Here is an 18,402-nt window from a genome sequence, read left to right on the forward strand (position 1 = left end):
CTAAGTGTTCGGCTCTGTTATAGGTTAGCTTCACCAGATAGCAAAAGTACGGTTCTCTATAACACCCTATCAAAAAAAGATAGATCATCGACCCATCTATTATGTAATTCCTTTTACATATAGCGTCCAGTTAATGAATAAAAAATTTTGAAAAAATAGTGACAAAAAAGCAGAAACCAACGATTTTTTCCTGAAAGCTAATTGCGCCATATAACACAATTTCGTCCCTCTTCTTTTGCTTGATACAGCATATCGTCAGCCAACTTAAACGTCGCTTCAGAACACATTTGCTGCGTTGGAAAGCAATTGACTCCACCAATACTGATTGTCAGGTATTTATTGCTGGTGTTTTTTTCGTGCTCTATTTTCAGGTCCTCCACAGCTTGGCAACAAGATTCCATTATACTAAAGGCATCTTGAGCTGGCGTGTTCGGCAGCAATACCACAAATTCCTCGCCTCCGTAACGAGCAACAAAATCAAAAGGTCTTTTTAATTGCTTAAAAATCACTTGTGCCACCATTTTTAAAGCTTGATCTCCTGCCGCATGCCCGTATTGGTCGTTATATTGTTTGAAATAATCTATATCAATCATAATCAGAGATAAAGATGTATTTTTTCTGACGGACATTCGCCACTCAAGAGCAAATATTTCGTAGAACTTTCGACGATTAGGGACACAGGTTAACGAATCTACATTTGCTAACTGCTCAAGCTGTATGCGCTGCTCTGCCAATTTCAAATGTAGATTAACACGTGCAAGTACTATATCAATGTGAAAAGGTTTTTGAATATAATCACAGGCACCTAGTGCCAAGCCTTGACTTTCATCGACCACATCTGTCAGACCTGTAATAAAAATGACAGGGATAGCAGAAGTTTCCTTATTCTTTTTCAGTTGCTTGATAACTGCAAACCCACTCATTCCCGGCATGATAATATCCAATAAAATAAGATCAGGCTTAAATTTTATTATTTTTTCAATACCTTGCGTACCATTTTTTGCCAAAATAATATTAACCTTTGACTTAAAAAGTTCACTTAAGATTTTAAGATTAGCTTTTTCATCATCAATCACTAAGACAGTTTGTCGCTCAGATATTAAATTTTTCATAAATTTTTTTCCCAGCTATACTCAGATATTATACAAAGATAAATTCTACATGGCTAATGGCTAATGGCTAATTTGAGCATACAGTTTATCGGCATATTCCGATGCTTCTTCATACTCAATATTATCAACAAGTTCAATTATTTTGTTAATAACAAATGAATATTCACTATCCTTACACATTGATTGTATTCCGGGTAAATATTTTTCCACTGAAAAATCAGAAGCTTTCAGCAACGGTCTTATTTTATCCAAATCATTGAGTAGATTTTTGATTGAAAATGAAACTGTTAACTCAGTTTGAGCGGTATTAACTATGCGAGCAATCTCTGTAAGTAGTATATCCAATTCCTTTAATGTTATATCAAATAAAGCCCTGTTTGGGGATCCCTCTTGTAAGGTGTATTCCAGCTCATCACATAATGTCGATAATTCAACAGCGCCTATATAAGCAGCATTCGACTTTAGTGAGTGTATAATACGATGGAGAGTCTCCCAGTCGCCCTCTTGATACAACTGTTCAAGGACTTCTTTCCCTTCTTGAACATTCACAAAATCGTTTATTAAACCTAAGTAAAACTCAATATTGCCTTTTAAATTCCCTAAGGCTAAATCATATTTAATTCCTTTTAACTGCATAATTAAGGATAATTGATCTTGCATATTTTTAGGGATATCAGCGAGTAAAACAGCTTTATTATCAATATTGAGTTCTGCCTCTATAGATGTGCTTACATGTGTTTCAATCTTCACACTCAAAAAGCTGACCAATGTTTTATACAAAACATCAAGATCAATCGGCTTCATTAGATGAGTATTCATGCCAACCTCTCGACTTTTGTCAACATCACTTTGCATCGCATGGGCTGTCATCGCGACTATCGGTAAATCAACCAATTTCAATGTCTGGCGAATTTCTTTAGTGGCAGTTAATCCATCCATTTCCGGCATCTGAATATCCATAAAAACTAAGTCGTAAGTCGATTTCTGTAACTTTTCCAAAGCTATCAAACCGTTTTCTGCAATATCTACCTGAATATTCGTCTCCTTCAAAAAACCTAACATTACTTTACGATTAAGAAAGTTATCTTCCACTAATAAAATATGAAACGAAGCTAAATTCGGCGTAGTAACTTGGGTTTTAAAAGTGCTCGGCCGCACTTCCATAAGAGGTGAGAGAACATTCATAATAGCATCTATTAATATCGATTGATTAACCGGTTTTTCAATAAATCCTTGGATAGCCGTACCACTGATGAGTGGTTGAGCCACGTATTTGTCATAAGCTGAAACCATTAGAATATGTGGAGATTTCTTGATAGCCAACTCACTAATATGACGCGCAGTTTCAATGCCATCCATATTGGGCATTCGCCAGTCCATAAAAATAATATCATAGTAAATATCATCGTTTTCAGAGCGCTTAATAAACTCAACTGCCTCTCTACCTGATTCAGCTTCATCAGCATGAATACCGAGGTCATTTAGAAGTGACTGCAATACAACTCTAGCCAGAGGAGCATCATCGACTATAAGTACCTTCAGCCCTGATAACTTATTTTTATCAACCAATATTTCCGAGTTGAAATCGACTTTGTCTACCATTACTGTAAAGTGAAACGCGGCACCTTTACCTGCTTCACTTTCAAGCCAGATTTCTCCATCCATTAATTCACTCAGCTGTTTTGATATCGCTAAGCCAAGACCTGTTCCCCCATATTTTCGTGTCACAGAATCATCTGCTTGAGAAAAAGACTGGAATAATCTGGATTGCTGTTCCTCAGTCATGCCAATGCCTGTATCAATAACAGAAAATTGCAACATTAACTGTTGTTTCCTGTCTTCTTTAATCTGTAATTTGATACAGATAGTTCCTATTTCAGTAAATTTAACGGCATTACTAATTAAATTAACAAGGATTTGCTGGAGCCTATAAGAATCTCCTACAAGCTTGGGAGGTATATTTTTATCTACATGCAGAATCAACTCAAGACCTTTATCATGAGCCTTTAAAGCATTAAGATTGATTGCTCTACATAATAACTTTTCTAATGAGAATGAACTTTTTTCAAGGGTTAGCTTACCCGCTTCTATCTTCGAAAAATCGAGAATTTCATTAATTAATATTAATAGGTCTTCACCTGACTCCAAAATACTTTTAATATTCTCTTCTTGTTCATTATCCAAGTCAGTTTTAAGAGTTAAACGGCTTAAACCAATCACCGCATTCATCGGTGTACGTATTTCATGACTCATTTTTGCTAAAAAGTCAGATTTAGCTTCACTGGCTGCTTTTAACTTTAAGTTAGATACTGCAAGCTCTGAAGTTCTTCGATCAACCTTAACCTCTAAGCCTTTATTTAATTCTATATTTTCTTCATTAATCAAACTAAATTTATTTGCCATCGCAAAAGCAAGTAATATAGATTCCAAGGCAAAACCAATCAGCCCCAAAAGATATCCCGTAATACTTATAGGAGGTAATAGATCAAACGTAATCAAATTATTAAGCATATTCGGCACGGATAGCGTTATATATGCCAATACAAAATATCTTGCAGGCCTAAAACCAAGTCGCCAAGAATAGATACCCGCATAAAAAGCTAACAGCACATAAATACTACTTGTTATCGTCAACAACCAAAATCCTGTTCCAGGATCTGCCATAACAAGAGGTATGCAACAAATAACAAAGCGAGCAAAGTAAATGGAAAGTTTATTTAGTTTTGGATGAAACTCTTTCAACTTCAAAAAATGTGAATAAAAATAAATACCAAAAACTATCATCAGAGCAACACCTAACCAATGTAGATGTGGATAAGAGTCGCCTGATATTCGAGGGAAAATCAGTTGAAAATGAGTCCAATAGAAAACCCATGATCCTGTAAATAATGAATAGTAAAGATGACTGAGATCTTTAAAAGCCATGTATATCAAAAAATTATAGATGCACAGCGAGAGTCCGATCCCCAAACACAGTACAACAATTAAATTTTCTAGCGTAACTTGATCTTTAAACGCTTCAACCGGTGTGACACGTATATTAAGTGATAAGTAAAAATAGCTACTTTCAATAAAACCAATAATATAGTGTGTTTCACCTCTATTTAGTGTGATGTTATTACCGTAATGAAAATCGTATTCAGTTGGATAGTTTTCTCCTGAGAATACCTGCTGTACTCCGTTTTGAGAATAAATGGAGAAGCGCATTTCCTCAATTAACGTATTATAGGGGTACAAAACAAAGTCACTGTATTCCGACTGGTTATAAATTTTTATCACAAACCAGAATTTATCTCCACTGGCGTTGATTGCTGTAGGAGGTAATACTTTTTTATCTTCAAGCCACCCAGGTATGTCATCTAAACCGGCAGGAAATTGTACGTCGTCTGCTTGGTAATATGTGACAAGATCGCTAAAGTCTCGGTCAACGGTAGAAGAATTTAATATTAGCGGCTCTACCTTTGTAGCACTTACACTGAATGACATGACACACAACAGAGCGACACACAACAAAGCATTAGCATATATGAATGTTTTTCTTAACATAAAGTCAATCAACCTAATAAGACTAGAAGCGCTACACAGCAATAGTTAAATAGCAGAGGTTTTTAAAATCGCAAATTTACATCAAGACCAAAATGCCGAGGCATTGGCATAATATAATAATCAAACATAAACGTTTGCTGTGCATTAATGGCATAAACGGGCTCATTGTTTTCTTCAATATTTTTAATCCACAGTGATACAGCATAACTTTCATTTGCAGACGACCAAGTAAACCTAGCATTTGACTGCATATAACCGTCTGCTTTAATGCCCTCATACCCATAGTCATCATTGTAAGCAGAGAACCACTGTTTACTCACATATTGACTATTAAAGTGCATTGATACCTCTCCCCAGCTCCCCCTAGCCGCAATGTAATCCAAAGAAATGTTCATATTTACACTGGGCGCCGAAGGTAATTGGTTACCAGAAAGGTCAACGGGTAAACTTGTAGCCGGGTTTGTTAAGCTAAGTTCATCATACTCTGTATCGAGTAAACCAAGACCTATATTAATTGATAAGTCTTCGGACAGTAGCGCACGAAACTCTAATTCTGCACCATCAATGTACGAGCTACCTGCATTTTCCAGAAATCGTACAGCACCAACAATATTAACCAGTTGTTGATTCTTATAATTATTGTGAAATAGCGCACCATTAAACTGTAAGCGGTTATCCCACCAACGAGACTTTATCCCAATTTCGTAAGCCTCTACCGTTTCAGGCTCAGCTATTGTCAATTCAGTTGTGCTGAAGGTTGCACCACCATTGAAAGCACTACTGCGATACCCCTGACTATAACTACCATAAAGCATAAACTCATCGGATAATTGATATTTCAATCCCATACTACCGCTTACTTTGTCATCGTTGTAACGCTTAGGTGGCTGATCTACAATTAAGTCATAGGCGTGATTAGCATCATAATCGCCCACCCATGAATGTACATTAGAAAGTTTTCCTTTATCCTTGGTATAACGCACCCCCAAGAAACCTTCTAACAACTTATTAATGTCGTAGGTTAAGTGCGTATAAATAGCCTTAGAATCACGCTGTTGTTGATAGCTTTGACCCACTGTAAAGCCACTGGTCGCTAGAGAAGGATCAAAAGGCACTCCTAAAGACTCAGTGAATAACAAAAAGCTCAGGTCGTTTTGAATTTTCATTTTATCGTGACTAACAAACACACCAACAATAGCATTAAGGTCGCCCTCAAAATTGGTCGTTAAACGTAGATCTTGTGACCACTGTTCAATCTTACTACTCCAATCTATTTCAAGAATTGAGACAGGTGAACCATCGCCGTTTTCATTTAACGCTTTACCCTTCGACCATGCTGTCACGGAGGTATAATCAATATCTTTTGTCAATGCACCTTTTACGGTTAAATTAAGACTATCTGTTTCTGTGTTATAGGCACCCACTTTATCTTCAGAGCCTTCAAAGTCATCATAGTTTTGTTTAATACGTTGTTCTATTACGCCACCACTAAAAAAGCCCGCCACATCATAACCATTTGGACCTCGTCCTTTAGCAATAATACCCGCCGTATTGCCAAGCGTTTTACCCAACTGTAAACGTAATATTGCATCAATCGACTCTGTTTTATAACGTAACGAGGTTCGAAGCGCCCAATTGTTAATTTCTCGTAAATCTTCAGCGCCTTCATAGTTATTTCCATAAAACCCATCACTATCGCTGTAGGTAAAAGCGGTTCTTAGTCCCAAAGTATCATCAAGAAATACGGTTTCACCTGCGCCTGAAACGCGAAGGTTATTATTATTGCCGTAGGATAAATGCAAGCGTGCATTTCGCTCAAATTCAGGGACTCTACTCGTAAAATTGATAGCTCCAGCGGTCGTGTTTTTACCATATAACGTTCCTTGAGGACCACGTAAAACTTCGGCACGCTCAATATCAAACAACTGTGAAGCTTGCATAAAAGATGCCTCAACTGGTGACTCATCGAAATAAATACCAACAGGGCTAGATTGATTGGTATTAAAATCCGTCATACTAATTCCACGTAATGTGAAAATAGGCTGCGCATCTCCATAAGGTTCTGACACCTGTAGATTTGGCGTTTGTTGAGCAATATCTGATGGCAAGAGAATACCCAAGCTCGACAATGATTGGCTATCAAAAGCCGATATTGAAACCGGCACCTTTTGAATGTTTTCAGTGCGTTTCTGTGCCGTTACCACGATGACTTCCAACATTGGATGTGGCTTTGGGGTTATATTTGATGGTTCTGATAAGACTAAAACATCTACGTTTGACGCCGATTCGCTCTGCTCATTTACAACTAGTACGTCCTGCATCTGGGCAGAAGAGAAAAAAGATAATAGAAAGAAAGGAGCTACAAACGTTAAAGAAAAGCGTGAAGGAAACACCTGCATATTATATTGAAGTCCACAAAAAACCTTAGCATTAACTATAAGCATGCAATAGATTAATTTCAATGAACAATGCCTCTATTCAACGGTATAGGCTCTTACATTACGCTCTTTCTTATGAATAACATGAAAAATTATAATGTTTTTATTTTTAAGATATTATCAAAGACCTATTTCATAAATATTTTATCATTACCCATAAATATAATTTTCTGAATTTTGATACTTAATACGACTATAAAAAAGCCTAGTTGTTAGTGATTGTAGGTCTACTTCTAGCAGAAATATTAACTAATAACAGAAAAAATATAGTATAGATCCTATTTATATTTTCCAAAAAGTTAAGATCAGTAAGGATCCACATGGATGATATTTATCTCTACCAAAAAAGTTGTTTTTACAAAATATAACGTTTAGAGTTTATGACGTATCAACTTGATATTTTTTCATTTGATATCATAAAGTTATATTAAGGACATAAGTATGAATAATCTTCCTCCCTATATTAATTACTCAGGCAACATAATTATACATCCACCTGCAATATGGATAATGCCGATATGTATGGTTTTTTTGTAAAAGGAAAACTTGATTAGTTGATAAAAATAGAAGATCCCTTTTCGAAATGAATAACGTAGCATAAACGTTTCTAAACCAAGCCCACAGTGAGCACCTAGGTAGTTTATACTTTTCATTTTCTCCTTCTTTAGAGAATGATCATTTGACAAGATATCCTTTCACCAGAAAACTAGATAGGGTTGAAAAAAAACCCGAATATCGCTATTCGGGCTTTCATTTAAATGATTAGACTGTATAGATTTAGAGTTTAAATCCTACTTACATCATGCCGCCCATTCCACCCATACCGCCCATATCAGGCATACCGCCAGCGCCAGCATCTTTAACTGGTGAGTCGGTGATCATAGCTTCAGTTGTTAACATTAGACCGGCTACAGAAGCAGCAAACTGTAATGCACTACGCGTTACTTTAGTTGGGTCAAGAATACCCATTTCTAACATATCACCGTAAGTAGAGTTACCCGCATTGTAACCAAAGTTACCTTTACCGTTACGCACTTCGTTTAATACGACTGAAGCTTCATCACCACAGTTAGCAACGATTTGACGTAGTGGTGCTTCCATTGCGCGAATTGCAACGTTAATACCATGTGTTTGGTCTTCGTTGGCACCTTCAAGATCTTTAATAAGGTCAGCAGCACGAACTAATGCAACACCACCACCAGCAACAACACCTTCTTCTACCGCGGCGCGAGTTGCATGCAATGCATCTTCAACACGGGCTTTTTTCTCTTTCATTTCGATTTCTGTTGCTGCGCCAATTTTAATAACCGCAACACCGCCAGCTAATTTAGCTAAACGTTCTTGTAACTTTTCTTTATCGTAATCAGAAGATGAGTCTTCGATTTGACCACGAATTTGCATTACGCGACCTTGTATATCAGCTTCGTTACCAATACCATCAATAATCGTTGTATTGTCTTTAGTGATAACAACACGTTTAGCTTGACCTAAATCTTCTAATGTTGCTTTTTCAAGCTCCATACCGATTTCTTCAGAGATTACCGTACCACCCGTTAATGTCGCGATATCTTGTAACATTGCTTTACGACGGTCACCAAAACCAGGTGCTTTAACCGCTGCAACTTTAACGATGCCGCGCATGTTGTTTACCACTAATGTTGCTAAAGCTTCACCTTCAACATCTTCAGCAATAATTAATAATGGCTTACCTGATTTTGCAACACCCTCTAAAGTAGAAAGTAATTCACGAATGCTGCCTACTTTTTTGTCTACTAATAGAATAAATGGGCTTTCTAATTCAACAGTGCCACTTTCTTGGTTGTTGATAAAGTAAGGAGATAAATAGCCACGGTCAAATTGCATACCTTCAACAACGTCTAATTCGTCAGTTAACGCTTGACCTTCTTCAACAGTAATTACGCCTTCAGTACCAACTTTTTCCATCGCTGTTGCAATGATTTTACCGACAGTTTCGTCAGAGTTAGCAGAGATAGTGCCTACCTGCTCAATCGCTTTGTTATCGCTACATTCTTGCGATAAACCTTTTAACGCTTCAACGGCGGCAATAACTGCTTGGTCGATACCACGTTTTAAGTCCATTGGGTTCATGCCGGCAGCAATTGATTTCAAACCTTCATTTACAATAGCTTGCGCTAAAACAGTTGCAGTAGTTGTTCCGTCACCGGCTTCATCATTGGCTTTAGAAGCAACTTCTTTAACCATCTGTGCGCCCATGTTTTCAAATTTGTCTTCTAATTCAATTTCTTTTGCAACAGTAACACCATCTTTGGTGATGATTGGACCACCAAAAGATTTGTCTAATACAACATTACGACCTTTAGGGCCTAATGTTACTTTTACCGCGTCAGCTAAAACATTTACACCACGTAGCATTTTTGCTCGTGCGTCATTTCCAAATAATACGTCTTTTGCAGCCATGTTGTTTCTTCCTATATTTTGTTAGTTTGTCGAACATCGTTCGACTACAATAATTAATGCACTGTAAGTTGAGGCTTAGCCTAACGAATTCCTACAGTTTATATAAAGTCAGTAGGGTTACTATGACTCAACAATCGCTAAAATGTCTGATTCAGAAAGGATTAAAACTTCTTCGCCATCAATTTTTTCAGTTTTAACGCCGTAACCTTCACTAAAAATAACTTGGTCACCTACTTTAACGTCTAAAGCACGTACTTCGCCATTTTCTAAAATGCGACCGTTACCAACAGCAATAACTTCACCGCGCGTTGATTTTTCTGCAGCACTTCCTGTTAAAACAATGCCACCAGCTGATTTTGATTCTACTTCTTTACGTTTAATTATTACGCGGTCATGTAATGGACGAATGCTCATTAATTTTCTCCTGAGAGTTTATTCACTCTCAATAAATTTAAATAAAAGGTTATAAAACTTTGTTGTAATTAAAGATGGGGCTAATTTAAAACTTCACAAGCCCCGTTAAAAAATTTTTTATTCTTTGCGCTCATACTCACCTTCAAGCGTTTCACCTTGGTGGTGTTCAATCGGCTTCTTAGTGCCTAAACCCTGCTCAAATGGATCAGGCGTAACTGGCTGTTCTTGCTGAGTATGCACCGAACTTTGATAAGTAAAACCAGCTGCGCTTTGATTCATGACTAAACGTGACTGTACTGATTTGATCAACAGACTTCTCACACTAGGGATCAGAAGAGATAATCCAAAAATGTCAGTAACAAAGCCAGGCGTTACTAAAAGTATGCCAGCAACCAGTAAAAGTAGTCCTGCAACTATTTCATCTGAAGGCATTTCTCCTTGCGCCATTTTAGTTTGTACTGAGTTTAAGGTGGCAATCCCCTGCTGTTTAACATTTCTCGCGCCCAGCCATGCAGTAATAATAACAATAGCAATTGTTGGCCATGCACCAAGCCAAGTACCAACATTGATCAGTACCATAATTTCGATAATAGGAACGACAATAAAAAGGATAAATAGAAATCGAAACATTTAACGTCTCTTCATTAAAAAAATTTTATATAAGATGAAACATATATGGGGTTGTGCCGGTCTTTTTCAAGCATCAACTAAATACAAGATAGTTCATATGGCGATTAGTTATTAATTGTCATTTAAATAGTTTAAGTTTTTGTTAAGGAAAATACGTTAATGTTTCAATTAATAATGTGCACTTGTCCTGATATTAGCAATGCAAAGCTAATTGCAAAGCATTTAATACAAGAAAAACTGGCCGCTTGTGTCAATATTATTCCTAACGTTATCTCTGTTTATCGCTGGCAAGATAATATTGAATGTGATGAAGAAATACAGTTAATAATAAAAACACAAACCGATAAATTTAACGAGGTAGCTAGTGAAATTAAACGCTTACATCGTTATGATACCCCTGAAATTATCGCCGTGAACATCCAGCAAGGCGACAATAGTTATTTAAACTGGATTACTGAGTCTTTAAAATAGTTGTTATGAAAAAAATTGTCTTACTTTTTTGGTTAGTTTTAACCAGTATTTTTTTACAAGTACCCAATGTTCAAGCCCAAGATTCAATTTTTGATACTTCGTCCGCTTCATTATTCAGTAACGATGATGAGTTTCTTAGTGTCGAAGAAGCCTTTGAATTTAACTTTCACCAGAAGGATGATCAATTATCTGTTTCCTTTACCATAGCTGAGGGGTATTACTTATATCGTCATCAGTTTAAGTTTAGTGTTGAAAACGCAGAAATAATACCGGTCGAATTGCCTGTAGGTGAAGACCATGAAGATGAATTTTTTGGTGTTCAGCAAATATTTACCGAAAAGCTAAGCTTCACGATTAAGCTTGTTAACGCTGATAGCAATGCCAGCATTAAAATACGCTATCAAGGGTGCGCAGCGAAAGGCTTATGCTACCCCCCTAAAAGTAAAGTTGTAGCACTATCAAAAGTAAATAATGAAGAAGTTATTAACACCAACAATGTTTTGGCGGCGATAACAGCTGACAATGAAACCGGCAATACATCTATTGCCGCTGAAAATGCCAGCGAACAACATCAATTAGCCGATATGCTCAAAAGTGATAATATTTGGCTAACACTACTCGCTTTTTTTGTCGGTGGTTTACTGCTTTCATTTACTCCTTGTGTATTTCCTATGTACCCTATTCTGACCGGCATTATCGTTGGGCAAGGCGATAAATTATCAACGTCAAAAGCCTTTCGTTTATCGTTTGCTTATGTACAAGGCATGGCAATAACATATACCTTACTGGGCATTGTTGTTGCACTGGCCGGCGCTCAGTTCCAAGCGATGTTTCAACATCCTGCTGTTTTAATTGTATTAAGTGTTTTATTCATCTTTTTAGCACTTTCTATGTTTGGAGTTTTTAATCTTGCCTTGCCAAGTAGCTGGCAAAATAAATTGAATAACATCAGTAATAGCCAAAAAGGTGGTTCATATTTAGGTGTTGTTGTTATGGGTGCTATTTCTGGTTTAGTGGCGTCTCCATGTACTACCGCTCCTTTAACCGGTGCTCTGCTATACATCTCGCAATCGGGTGATATTTGGTTAGGTGCATCAGCCCTCTACGCATTAAGTTTAGGTATGGGTGTACCATTACTTGTTTTGGGTAGTTCTGGTGGTAAATTATTACCAAAAGCAGGTACATGGATGACGGTAATTAAAAATGTATTTGGTTTATTACTACTCGCTGTTCCAATATTTTTAATGGAAAGGTTTTTACCTTCATTGGTAACACAAGCCATGTGGGCAATATTGGTCTTATCAAGCGCAGGCTATTTTTATACCGTCAATCAACAGACCCAGAATAACTTTTGGTTTGGTGTTAGAAGTGTGGTGATATTTGTAATGATATTTTTTGGCGCCAACCAAGCTTTTCAACTGATAAATCCTAGCCAAAACGTTGCGACAAGTAATCAAGCATCTCCACAACAACATTTTACTAAAGTAGCAACACTACCAGAGTTGTTAGCGGCAGTGGATAACGCTAATGCACAAGGGAAGACTGTAATGGTCGATTTGTATGCCGACTGGTGTATTGCCTGTAAAGAGTTTGAAGAATACACCTTTAATGCGCCACAAGTACAAAAAGTGCTGAGTAACACGGTATGGTTACAAGTTGATATGACTGACTTCGACTCGACTGACAATGCTGAGTTTGCGAAAAAGTATCAAGTACTTGGCTTACCAAGCATTCTATTTTTTGACCAACAAGGTAAAGAATTAACTCAGCAGCGCGTAACGGGGTTTATGGGGGCAGAAGAATTTACTGAACATCTACAAAAAATCCTTTAACCTTTAACAAACAAGCACACTTTAACTCGCATAACTCTGCGGGTTAAAGTGCTGATACTTTCCAATAGCCATTAACAATTTTTGTATCAATAAATTCCATTAGTTTGGTTTCAGGAATAGGTTTAGAAAAGTAGTATCCTTGAATAATATCGCAATCATTTTCGGTTAAACTGCGTAACTGCGCACTCGTTTCAACACCTTCTGCGATGACCTGCAAACCTAAGTTCTTCACCATAGCAATGGTTGACATAATAATTTGATAATCAGCTCGATTTTCTAACATGCCAAATACAAAGCTTTTATCTATTTTAATAACATCGACCGGCATTTTTTTCAAATAAGCTAATGACGAATAACCAGTGCCAAAGTCATCAATGGCAAAACTAAATCCTACATCCCTCAAGCCATTCATCATTTCAATTGCACTATCAATATTTTTTACTAAGGTTTGCTCAGTCAGTTCTAGTTCGAAGTGACTTGCCTTAAGCGAAAACTCAGTAAGTAAACCGGTTAAATAAGGGGTTAGATGTGGATCGGCAAATTGACCTGCGGACAGATTTATCGCAATACGGACATCCGTTAAGCCCTTATCAATAAATGTTTGGCAAAGCTCAAAACAGCGCCTGATCACCCAATAACCTAGTTCAACCATATGCTGGGAGTTTTCAAGAAGAGGAATAAAATCTTCTGGCGAAACCATGCCTCGCTCAGGATGCTGCCAGCGAAGCAACGCTTCAAAGCCGTATAGTCTTTTTGTTTTTGCATCTAACTGAGGTTGTAAACTTAAGCTAAATTGATTTTTAGCTAAAGCCTGTCTAACTTCACTTTCCATCATCACCCGAAGGGCAACTTTTTTATACATCTCTTCATGGTAAATATGATATTTGGCGCCACCATCGTCTTTAGCTTCGTACATAGCGATATCCGCATAACTAATCAAATCTTCTGACTGAGTCATTTCTTCAGAAGCAAAGGCTATTCCAATGCTGGTACTTACATAAAAAAGGCTGTTTTGTATTTTAATCGGTGCTTTAAAAGCCTCTAAAATTTCTTGTGCAACAAGCACTGCGTCATTTTCATGGTCTATATGTCCAAGGACGACAACGAACTCGTCGCCACCAAAACGACAAGCCATATCAACTTCCCTGATGCTAGAGCGCAAACGATTAGCCGCTTGAATTAACAACTTATCTCCATCGGTATGACCATGGCTATCATTTACTTTCTTAAAATCATCGAGATCTAAAAATAAAACGGCAATTTTTCCATCACTGTGTGAAACATTCATCAACGCTTTACGCAGTTGGTAGTTCAACATATTACGGTTAGGTAACCCCGTTAATAAATCATACATGGCAATATTTTCGAGTTCCTTCGTTTTTTGATCAACTTCAATGTTTAATTGTTCAAGTTCAAAACTTAACTCGGTGGCCGCATTTGCCAAAATATCTAGTTCATCAATATATTTACCATTTCTTTGAAGGTCTGTTTCACGAAACTGATCAAATTCTTTTTTTGCCAATAAAGGTAAAACATCTGACAATACCAGTAAGCGACGAGTAAATGGGCTAGCAACAAAATGAACAACAATGACTAAAGCAATAAGCACAACTAAGGTAAAAATTAAAAATTGCAAACGGTTTTGCTGATATTTATCTGTAAAAATAGTGGCATCATCAATCAGTGCTAGGTAATAAAAATCATCACGGGTATTTGCGATGGGAATTAAGTTAATCAGATAACTGCTATCGTTGGCTTTAGCTTTTATACCTTGAGAGTTAATTATCTCGCTATTGACAATTTCTTGGTTTGACATAAATAATTCACTGACTAGTTGAGTATTTGTTGAAGAAATAAATTTAGCATCAGCAAGTATAATAGCCTCTTCGTTACTTGTTATTGATACAAGCTTATCTGAACGAGAAAAACTTACAACGGCTAACTCATTATCAAGCGCCTGATTTATATAAAAAATCATATCAACAAGTGAAACTGTCATCGCGACAACCGCCATATCACCCTTACCGTTTAAGACCGGTATTGTGATCAACTGAACGCAATGACCCTCACAGTACAAAGTGTGTTCAGGTTGCTGATATCTTAGTACATTGTCAATACTCAGCTGAACAAATTTAGGAATAGCATTAGAAAGGTATAACTCTTCATTACTTGCTGAAACTAACCAAACATTTTCAACATTTTGATTCATTTGTAGGGTATCAAACTGCGCAGCAAACTCGTGTGCTAAAACGTCAAAATTAGCTTGCTCTTTTAACCGCACAATATCAGAAAACGACTCTAGCCACGTCAGTATTTTTTGACGTAATACGTTATTTTGCACAGAAAATTGTGCCTGGCCTTTACGTAAAGTATCGCTTTGATATTGGGTGAATTCTTGATTTAATCTTGATAAAGACAAGTAAGAGAAAATAGCCGTTAGGAGCAATAAAGCCCCAATAACTAGCACTAATAATTTAACAGGAACGCTAACAAATCTTTTTCTCATCAAGTTAGCCCTACTAGAACCAGTACATTAGTTGTAAGGCCCACACTTTCCAATGCTCACTATTCGCCTCTGGGTTGGGTAACACAATAGGATTAACGCGCGCAGCGCCTTTTACCCAATGGTACTCCGCATTGACTCGTAAACTATCAGAAAAATCATATGAAAATCCTAGCATTTTATTGTGCTGATAAGCAAAATAATGAGGTATGGTACCAAAACTTTGTTGTTGTAATTCACGGCCTTTTTTATCATTCTTATTTGCATAGAAATTTTCAAAACGACTAATAAATTTCAATTGTTGATTTACCTTGTAAACCGCTTGAAAATAACCACCTTGACCAATATTGTCTTGGTTAAACTGAGCCGCGTAAAAACCGTCGGTTAAAAACCTTGTTTGCGAAATTTCACTAGTAAACTCCCAGTGCTCACCTTCATATAAAGCATTCATCGTATAAAACTGAAAAACAAATTTTCCATCAACAAAAAAATCAGGACTCTCATTTTTATAGTTAAATTCTGAATCCAATAAGGTTAGACCAAAGCGCCATTGTGAAAATACTGGCCGCCAATAAACACTCACTTGCGTATCAAGCTCATGCTCGATATCTCCCTGTGCTAATTTACTGAGAATGACTTCTGAATCATCACTATTAATTGGACTTTTACCACGACTAAAATTGAAATCAAATTCACCATATTTATCATTATTGTAAGTCAACTTTAATGCAGCGCCATCGCCACCAACAGCGATATCACGAAAGCCATCAAAATAAGTCCCTTGCGGTAACAAGATTGAGGGCCGTGCAAAAGGAATATCACGGGTACTTGAATGTAACCAGTGAGCATTTTTAAAACGGCCAACAAATAAATTGGCTTGCCACTGCTCTGAACTATAAGCGCTCCAATCCATTAAGAAGTAATCAACACGCAAACCTTCCTTGTAGCGATTGCCCCCGTCTAAATAAACAGCTTGTGCCGCAAAGCGATAATCGTCAGAAAATTGATACGAGGTATTAAGTCCTATCTCTGTTAATTTTAACGATATTTTGCCATTATCATTAACAAAGTTGCTATTATCGACGTCAATAACGCCTTGCGCAACAAAGCCATGTATTTTTAACGGATCTGCCGAATGCCCTTCCTGTGCGTGCGCATTAAGCGCAAGTAATGCTAATAAGCACATTACTTTATAATTCATTTTATTGATCGATTTTAAGCAGATTGACATCACTTACCTCATTAATATCTTCAATGTAACCAATGGCACCTGTGGTTGATTTAACGGCTTTAATTAACTCCTCTTCACTTAACACCACCGTTGGGGCAATACCCATACCTGAGAAAGTCAACTTGTCCCATATACGGTCAAGTTGATACGGAAATAAGCGTAAGATATCTTTACAAAATTTTTGATGGATGGGATTGGTACTTGATAAAACAAAAACAGTTATGGGAAGGCCATTGGCCCATTTAGTTTGACGCATTGAATATATACGACGTAACTGAGTGGTTGTTATTGACACAGTACCAGCAGAGATATTGGTAATAACTTCGACCGCATGAGTTACCGGACTGCCAATAAATATGACAAGAACCATTAATCTGATTAGAATTTGGCTGATAACTAAATCCTTGTTAATGAAAAATAAAGAGCACTTTGTGTATCTAACAAAGTGCTCCGTAGCCACTAGTAGTAACCGACCAAAGGAGACCGAACACCCCACTGGCACATGTCAACCTGTATATAAAAAACGCTAAACCAATGAATTGATTAACAAATGTAGATAATAATAGTGTAGTAAATTTTTTCTAAAATACAAAACTTTATTGTCATCTTATTGATAAAAAGTTAACAACAACAGATCAGACCAGTATTTTGCTGCTATATTCTGCGAAAACACTATAATAATCGCTTAACAGCAGAAATGCTCGATTTTGTTATTAGCTGTTCCATCACTCTAGTTTTTATGTGATGATATTTGTAATGTTTGCTATTTAATAGGTTTTTCTCAGAAAATGACTACAAAGTTTAAAGTTTTAGTGATAAATGGCCCTAACTTAAATATGTTAGGGAAACGCGAGCCTGAAATTTATGGTGCGCAATCATTAACCCATATTATTGACGATTTAACATTGCAAGCTTTACCACTGAGAATTGAATTAAGTCATTTGCAATCAAATGCTGAACACCTGCTGATAGAAAAAATACATCAAGCTCATAATGAAATAGACTTTATTGTCATCAATCCCGCCGCATTTACCCATACTAGTATAGCGATACGTGACGCACTTCTTTCTGTAGACATTCCATATATTGAAGTTCATCTTTCAAATGTCCATGCTAGAGAGTCGTTTAGACATCATTCGTATCTATCAGACAAAGCTATTGGTGTTATTTGTGGCTTAGGTGCCAATGGTTATAAATATGCGTTAGCGTCGGCTTATACTTGGTTAACTGACCATAAAAGTTAATGAATAAACAACAGAGAGTGACTTAAGTTTAGTGGCTCTATTGACAACATAAATTACACATTGATAAAAAGGTATTCAAATGGATATTCGTAAAATAAAAAAATTAATTGAATTAGTACAAGAATCAGGGATTAACGAATTAGAAATTTCTGAAGGTGAAGAATCAGTACGTATTTGTCGTGGCGGTACTATGGTACAAGCTTCTCCAATGATGCACTCTGCTCCTTCTGCTGCTCCTATTGCCGCACCTGTAGCCACTGAAACTGCACCTGCTGTTATTTCAGGTCACGTTGTTCGTTCGCCAATGGTTGGTACTTTCTACGCTTCAGCGTCACCTGATTCACCTGCATTTGTCGAAGTAGGTAAACATGTAAATGCTGGTGATACTTTATGTATTCTTGAGGCAATGAAAATGATGAACCAAATTGAAGCTGATAAGTCTGGTGTTATTAAAGAAATTCTAGCAGGTAATGAAGACGCTATCGAATTTGACCAGCCGCTATTCATCATTGAATAATCCTATAGATATCAAACAAAAGGAT

Annotated in this window: 13 protein-coding genes; 4 read left to right on the forward strand and 9 right to left on the reverse strand. The window is 36.9% G+C overall.

Annotation, left to right across the window (positions count from 1 at the left end; all coding sequences use genetic code 11):
- Positions 1-197 precede the first annotated feature (197 nt).
- The 6 genes from H4J66_RS18665 to H4J66_RS18690 all read right to left on the reverse strand — a co-directional run bounded on the left by H4J66_RS18665 (position 198) and on the right by H4J66_RS18690 (position 10,579).
- A complete protein-coding gene (locus tag H4J66_RS18665) occupies positions 198-1,112 on the reverse strand; it encodes a diguanylate cyclase (protein WP_182176404.1) in 915 nt (304 codons plus the stop codon).
- 60 nt (positions 1,113-1,172) lie between these two features.
- Positions 1,173-4,658 carry a response regulator gene (locus H4J66_RS18670; RefSeq protein ID WP_182176405.1) on the reverse strand — a complete coding sequence of 1,162 codons (3,486 nt, stop codon included), beginning with the start codon at positions 4,656-4,658 and terminating at the stop codon, positions 1,173-1,175.
- 62 nt (positions 4,659-4,720) lie between these two features.
- The gene (locus tag H4J66_RS18675; RefSeq protein WP_182176406.1) at positions 4,721-7,120 is read right to left on the reverse strand and encodes a TonB-dependent receptor; all 2,400 of its coding nucleotides are present in this window, start codon (positions 7,118-7,120) and stop codon (positions 4,721-4,723) included.
- A gap of 771 nt (positions 7,121-7,891) precedes the next feature.
- On the reverse strand, positions 7,892-9,535 hold the full coding sequence (groL, locus tag H4J66_RS18680) for a chaperonin GroEL (protein ID WP_182176407.1): 1,644 nt from the start codon (positions 9,533-9,535) through the stop codon (positions 7,892-7,894).
- A gap of 120 nt (positions 9,536-9,655) precedes the next feature.
- A complete protein-coding gene (locus H4J66_RS18685) occupies positions 9,656-9,949 on the reverse strand; it encodes a co-chaperone GroES (RefSeq protein ID WP_070374905.1) in 294 nt (97 codons plus the stop codon).
- A 117-nt stretch (positions 9,950-10,066) separates the two neighbouring features.
- On the reverse strand, positions 10,067-10,579 hold the full coding sequence (locus H4J66_RS18690; RefSeq protein ID WP_182176408.1) for an FxsA family protein: 513 nt from the start codon (positions 10,577-10,579) through the stop codon (positions 10,067-10,069).
- Positions 10,580-10,738: 159 nt separating this feature from the next.
- On the opposite strand from H4J66_RS18690, the gene cutA reads away from it, so the two are divergent.
- Entirely contained in the window at positions 10,739-11,050 is a 312-nt protein-coding gene (gene cutA / locus H4J66_RS18695) for a divalent-cation tolerance protein CutA (protein ID WP_182176409.1), read from the forward strand.
- Between the two features lie 5 nt (positions 11,051-11,055).
- Positions 11,056-12,882, forward strand: coding sequence for a protein-disulfide reductase DsbD (locus H4J66_RS18700; protein ID WP_182176410.1), 1,827 nt, complete (start codon positions 11,056-11,058; stop codon positions 12,880-12,882).
- Between the two features lie 43 nt (positions 12,883-12,925).
- Here the strand turns inward: H4J66_RS18700 and H4J66_RS18705 are convergent, their stop codons facing one another.
- Genes H4J66_RS18705 through H4J66_RS18715 form a run of 3 tightly spaced genes read right to left on the reverse strand, consistent with a single transcriptional unit; the run spans position 12,926 to position 16,986 of the window.
- The gene (locus H4J66_RS18705; protein WP_182176411.1) at positions 12,926-15,388 is read right to left on the reverse strand and encodes a bifunctional diguanylate cyclase/phosphodiesterase; all 2,463 of its coding nucleotides are present in this window, start codon (positions 15,386-15,388) and stop codon (positions 12,926-12,928) included.
- A gap of 13 nt (positions 15,389-15,401) precedes the next feature.
- The gene (locus H4J66_RS18710) at positions 15,402-16,586 is read right to left on the reverse strand and encodes a hypothetical protein (protein ID WP_182176412.1); all 1,185 of its coding nucleotides are present in this window, start codon (positions 16,584-16,586) and stop codon (positions 15,402-15,404) included.
- Position 16,587: 1 nt separating this feature from the next.
- Positions 16,588-16,986, reverse strand: a complete 399-nt coding sequence (locus H4J66_RS18715; protein ID WP_182176413.1) for a hypothetical protein — start codon at positions 16,984-16,986, stop codon at positions 16,588-16,590.
- A gap of 418 nt (positions 16,987-17,404) precedes the next feature.
- Here H4J66_RS18715 and aroQ point away from each other — a divergent pair, with 418 nt between their 5' ends.
- Positions 17,405-17,860 carry a type II 3-dehydroquinate dehydratase gene (gene aroQ / locus H4J66_RS18720; protein ID WP_182176414.1) on the forward strand — a complete coding sequence of 152 codons (456 nt, stop codon included), beginning with the start codon at positions 17,405-17,407 and terminating at the stop codon, positions 17,858-17,860.
- A gap of 79 nt (positions 17,861-17,939) precedes the next feature.
- Positions 17,940-18,377: an acetyl-CoA carboxylase biotin carboxyl carrier protein gene (gene accB, locus H4J66_RS18725; protein ID WP_182176415.1), complete on the forward strand. Its 438-nt coding sequence runs from the start codon at positions 17,940-17,942 to the stop codon at positions 18,375-18,377.
- The last annotated feature ends 25 nt before the right edge of the window (positions 18,378-18,402 follow it).

Source organism: Colwellia sp. MB3u-55 (assembly GCF_014076785.1).
Classification (GTDB): Bacteria; Pseudomonadota; Gammaproteobacteria; order Enterobacterales; family Alteromonadaceae; genus Colwellia_A.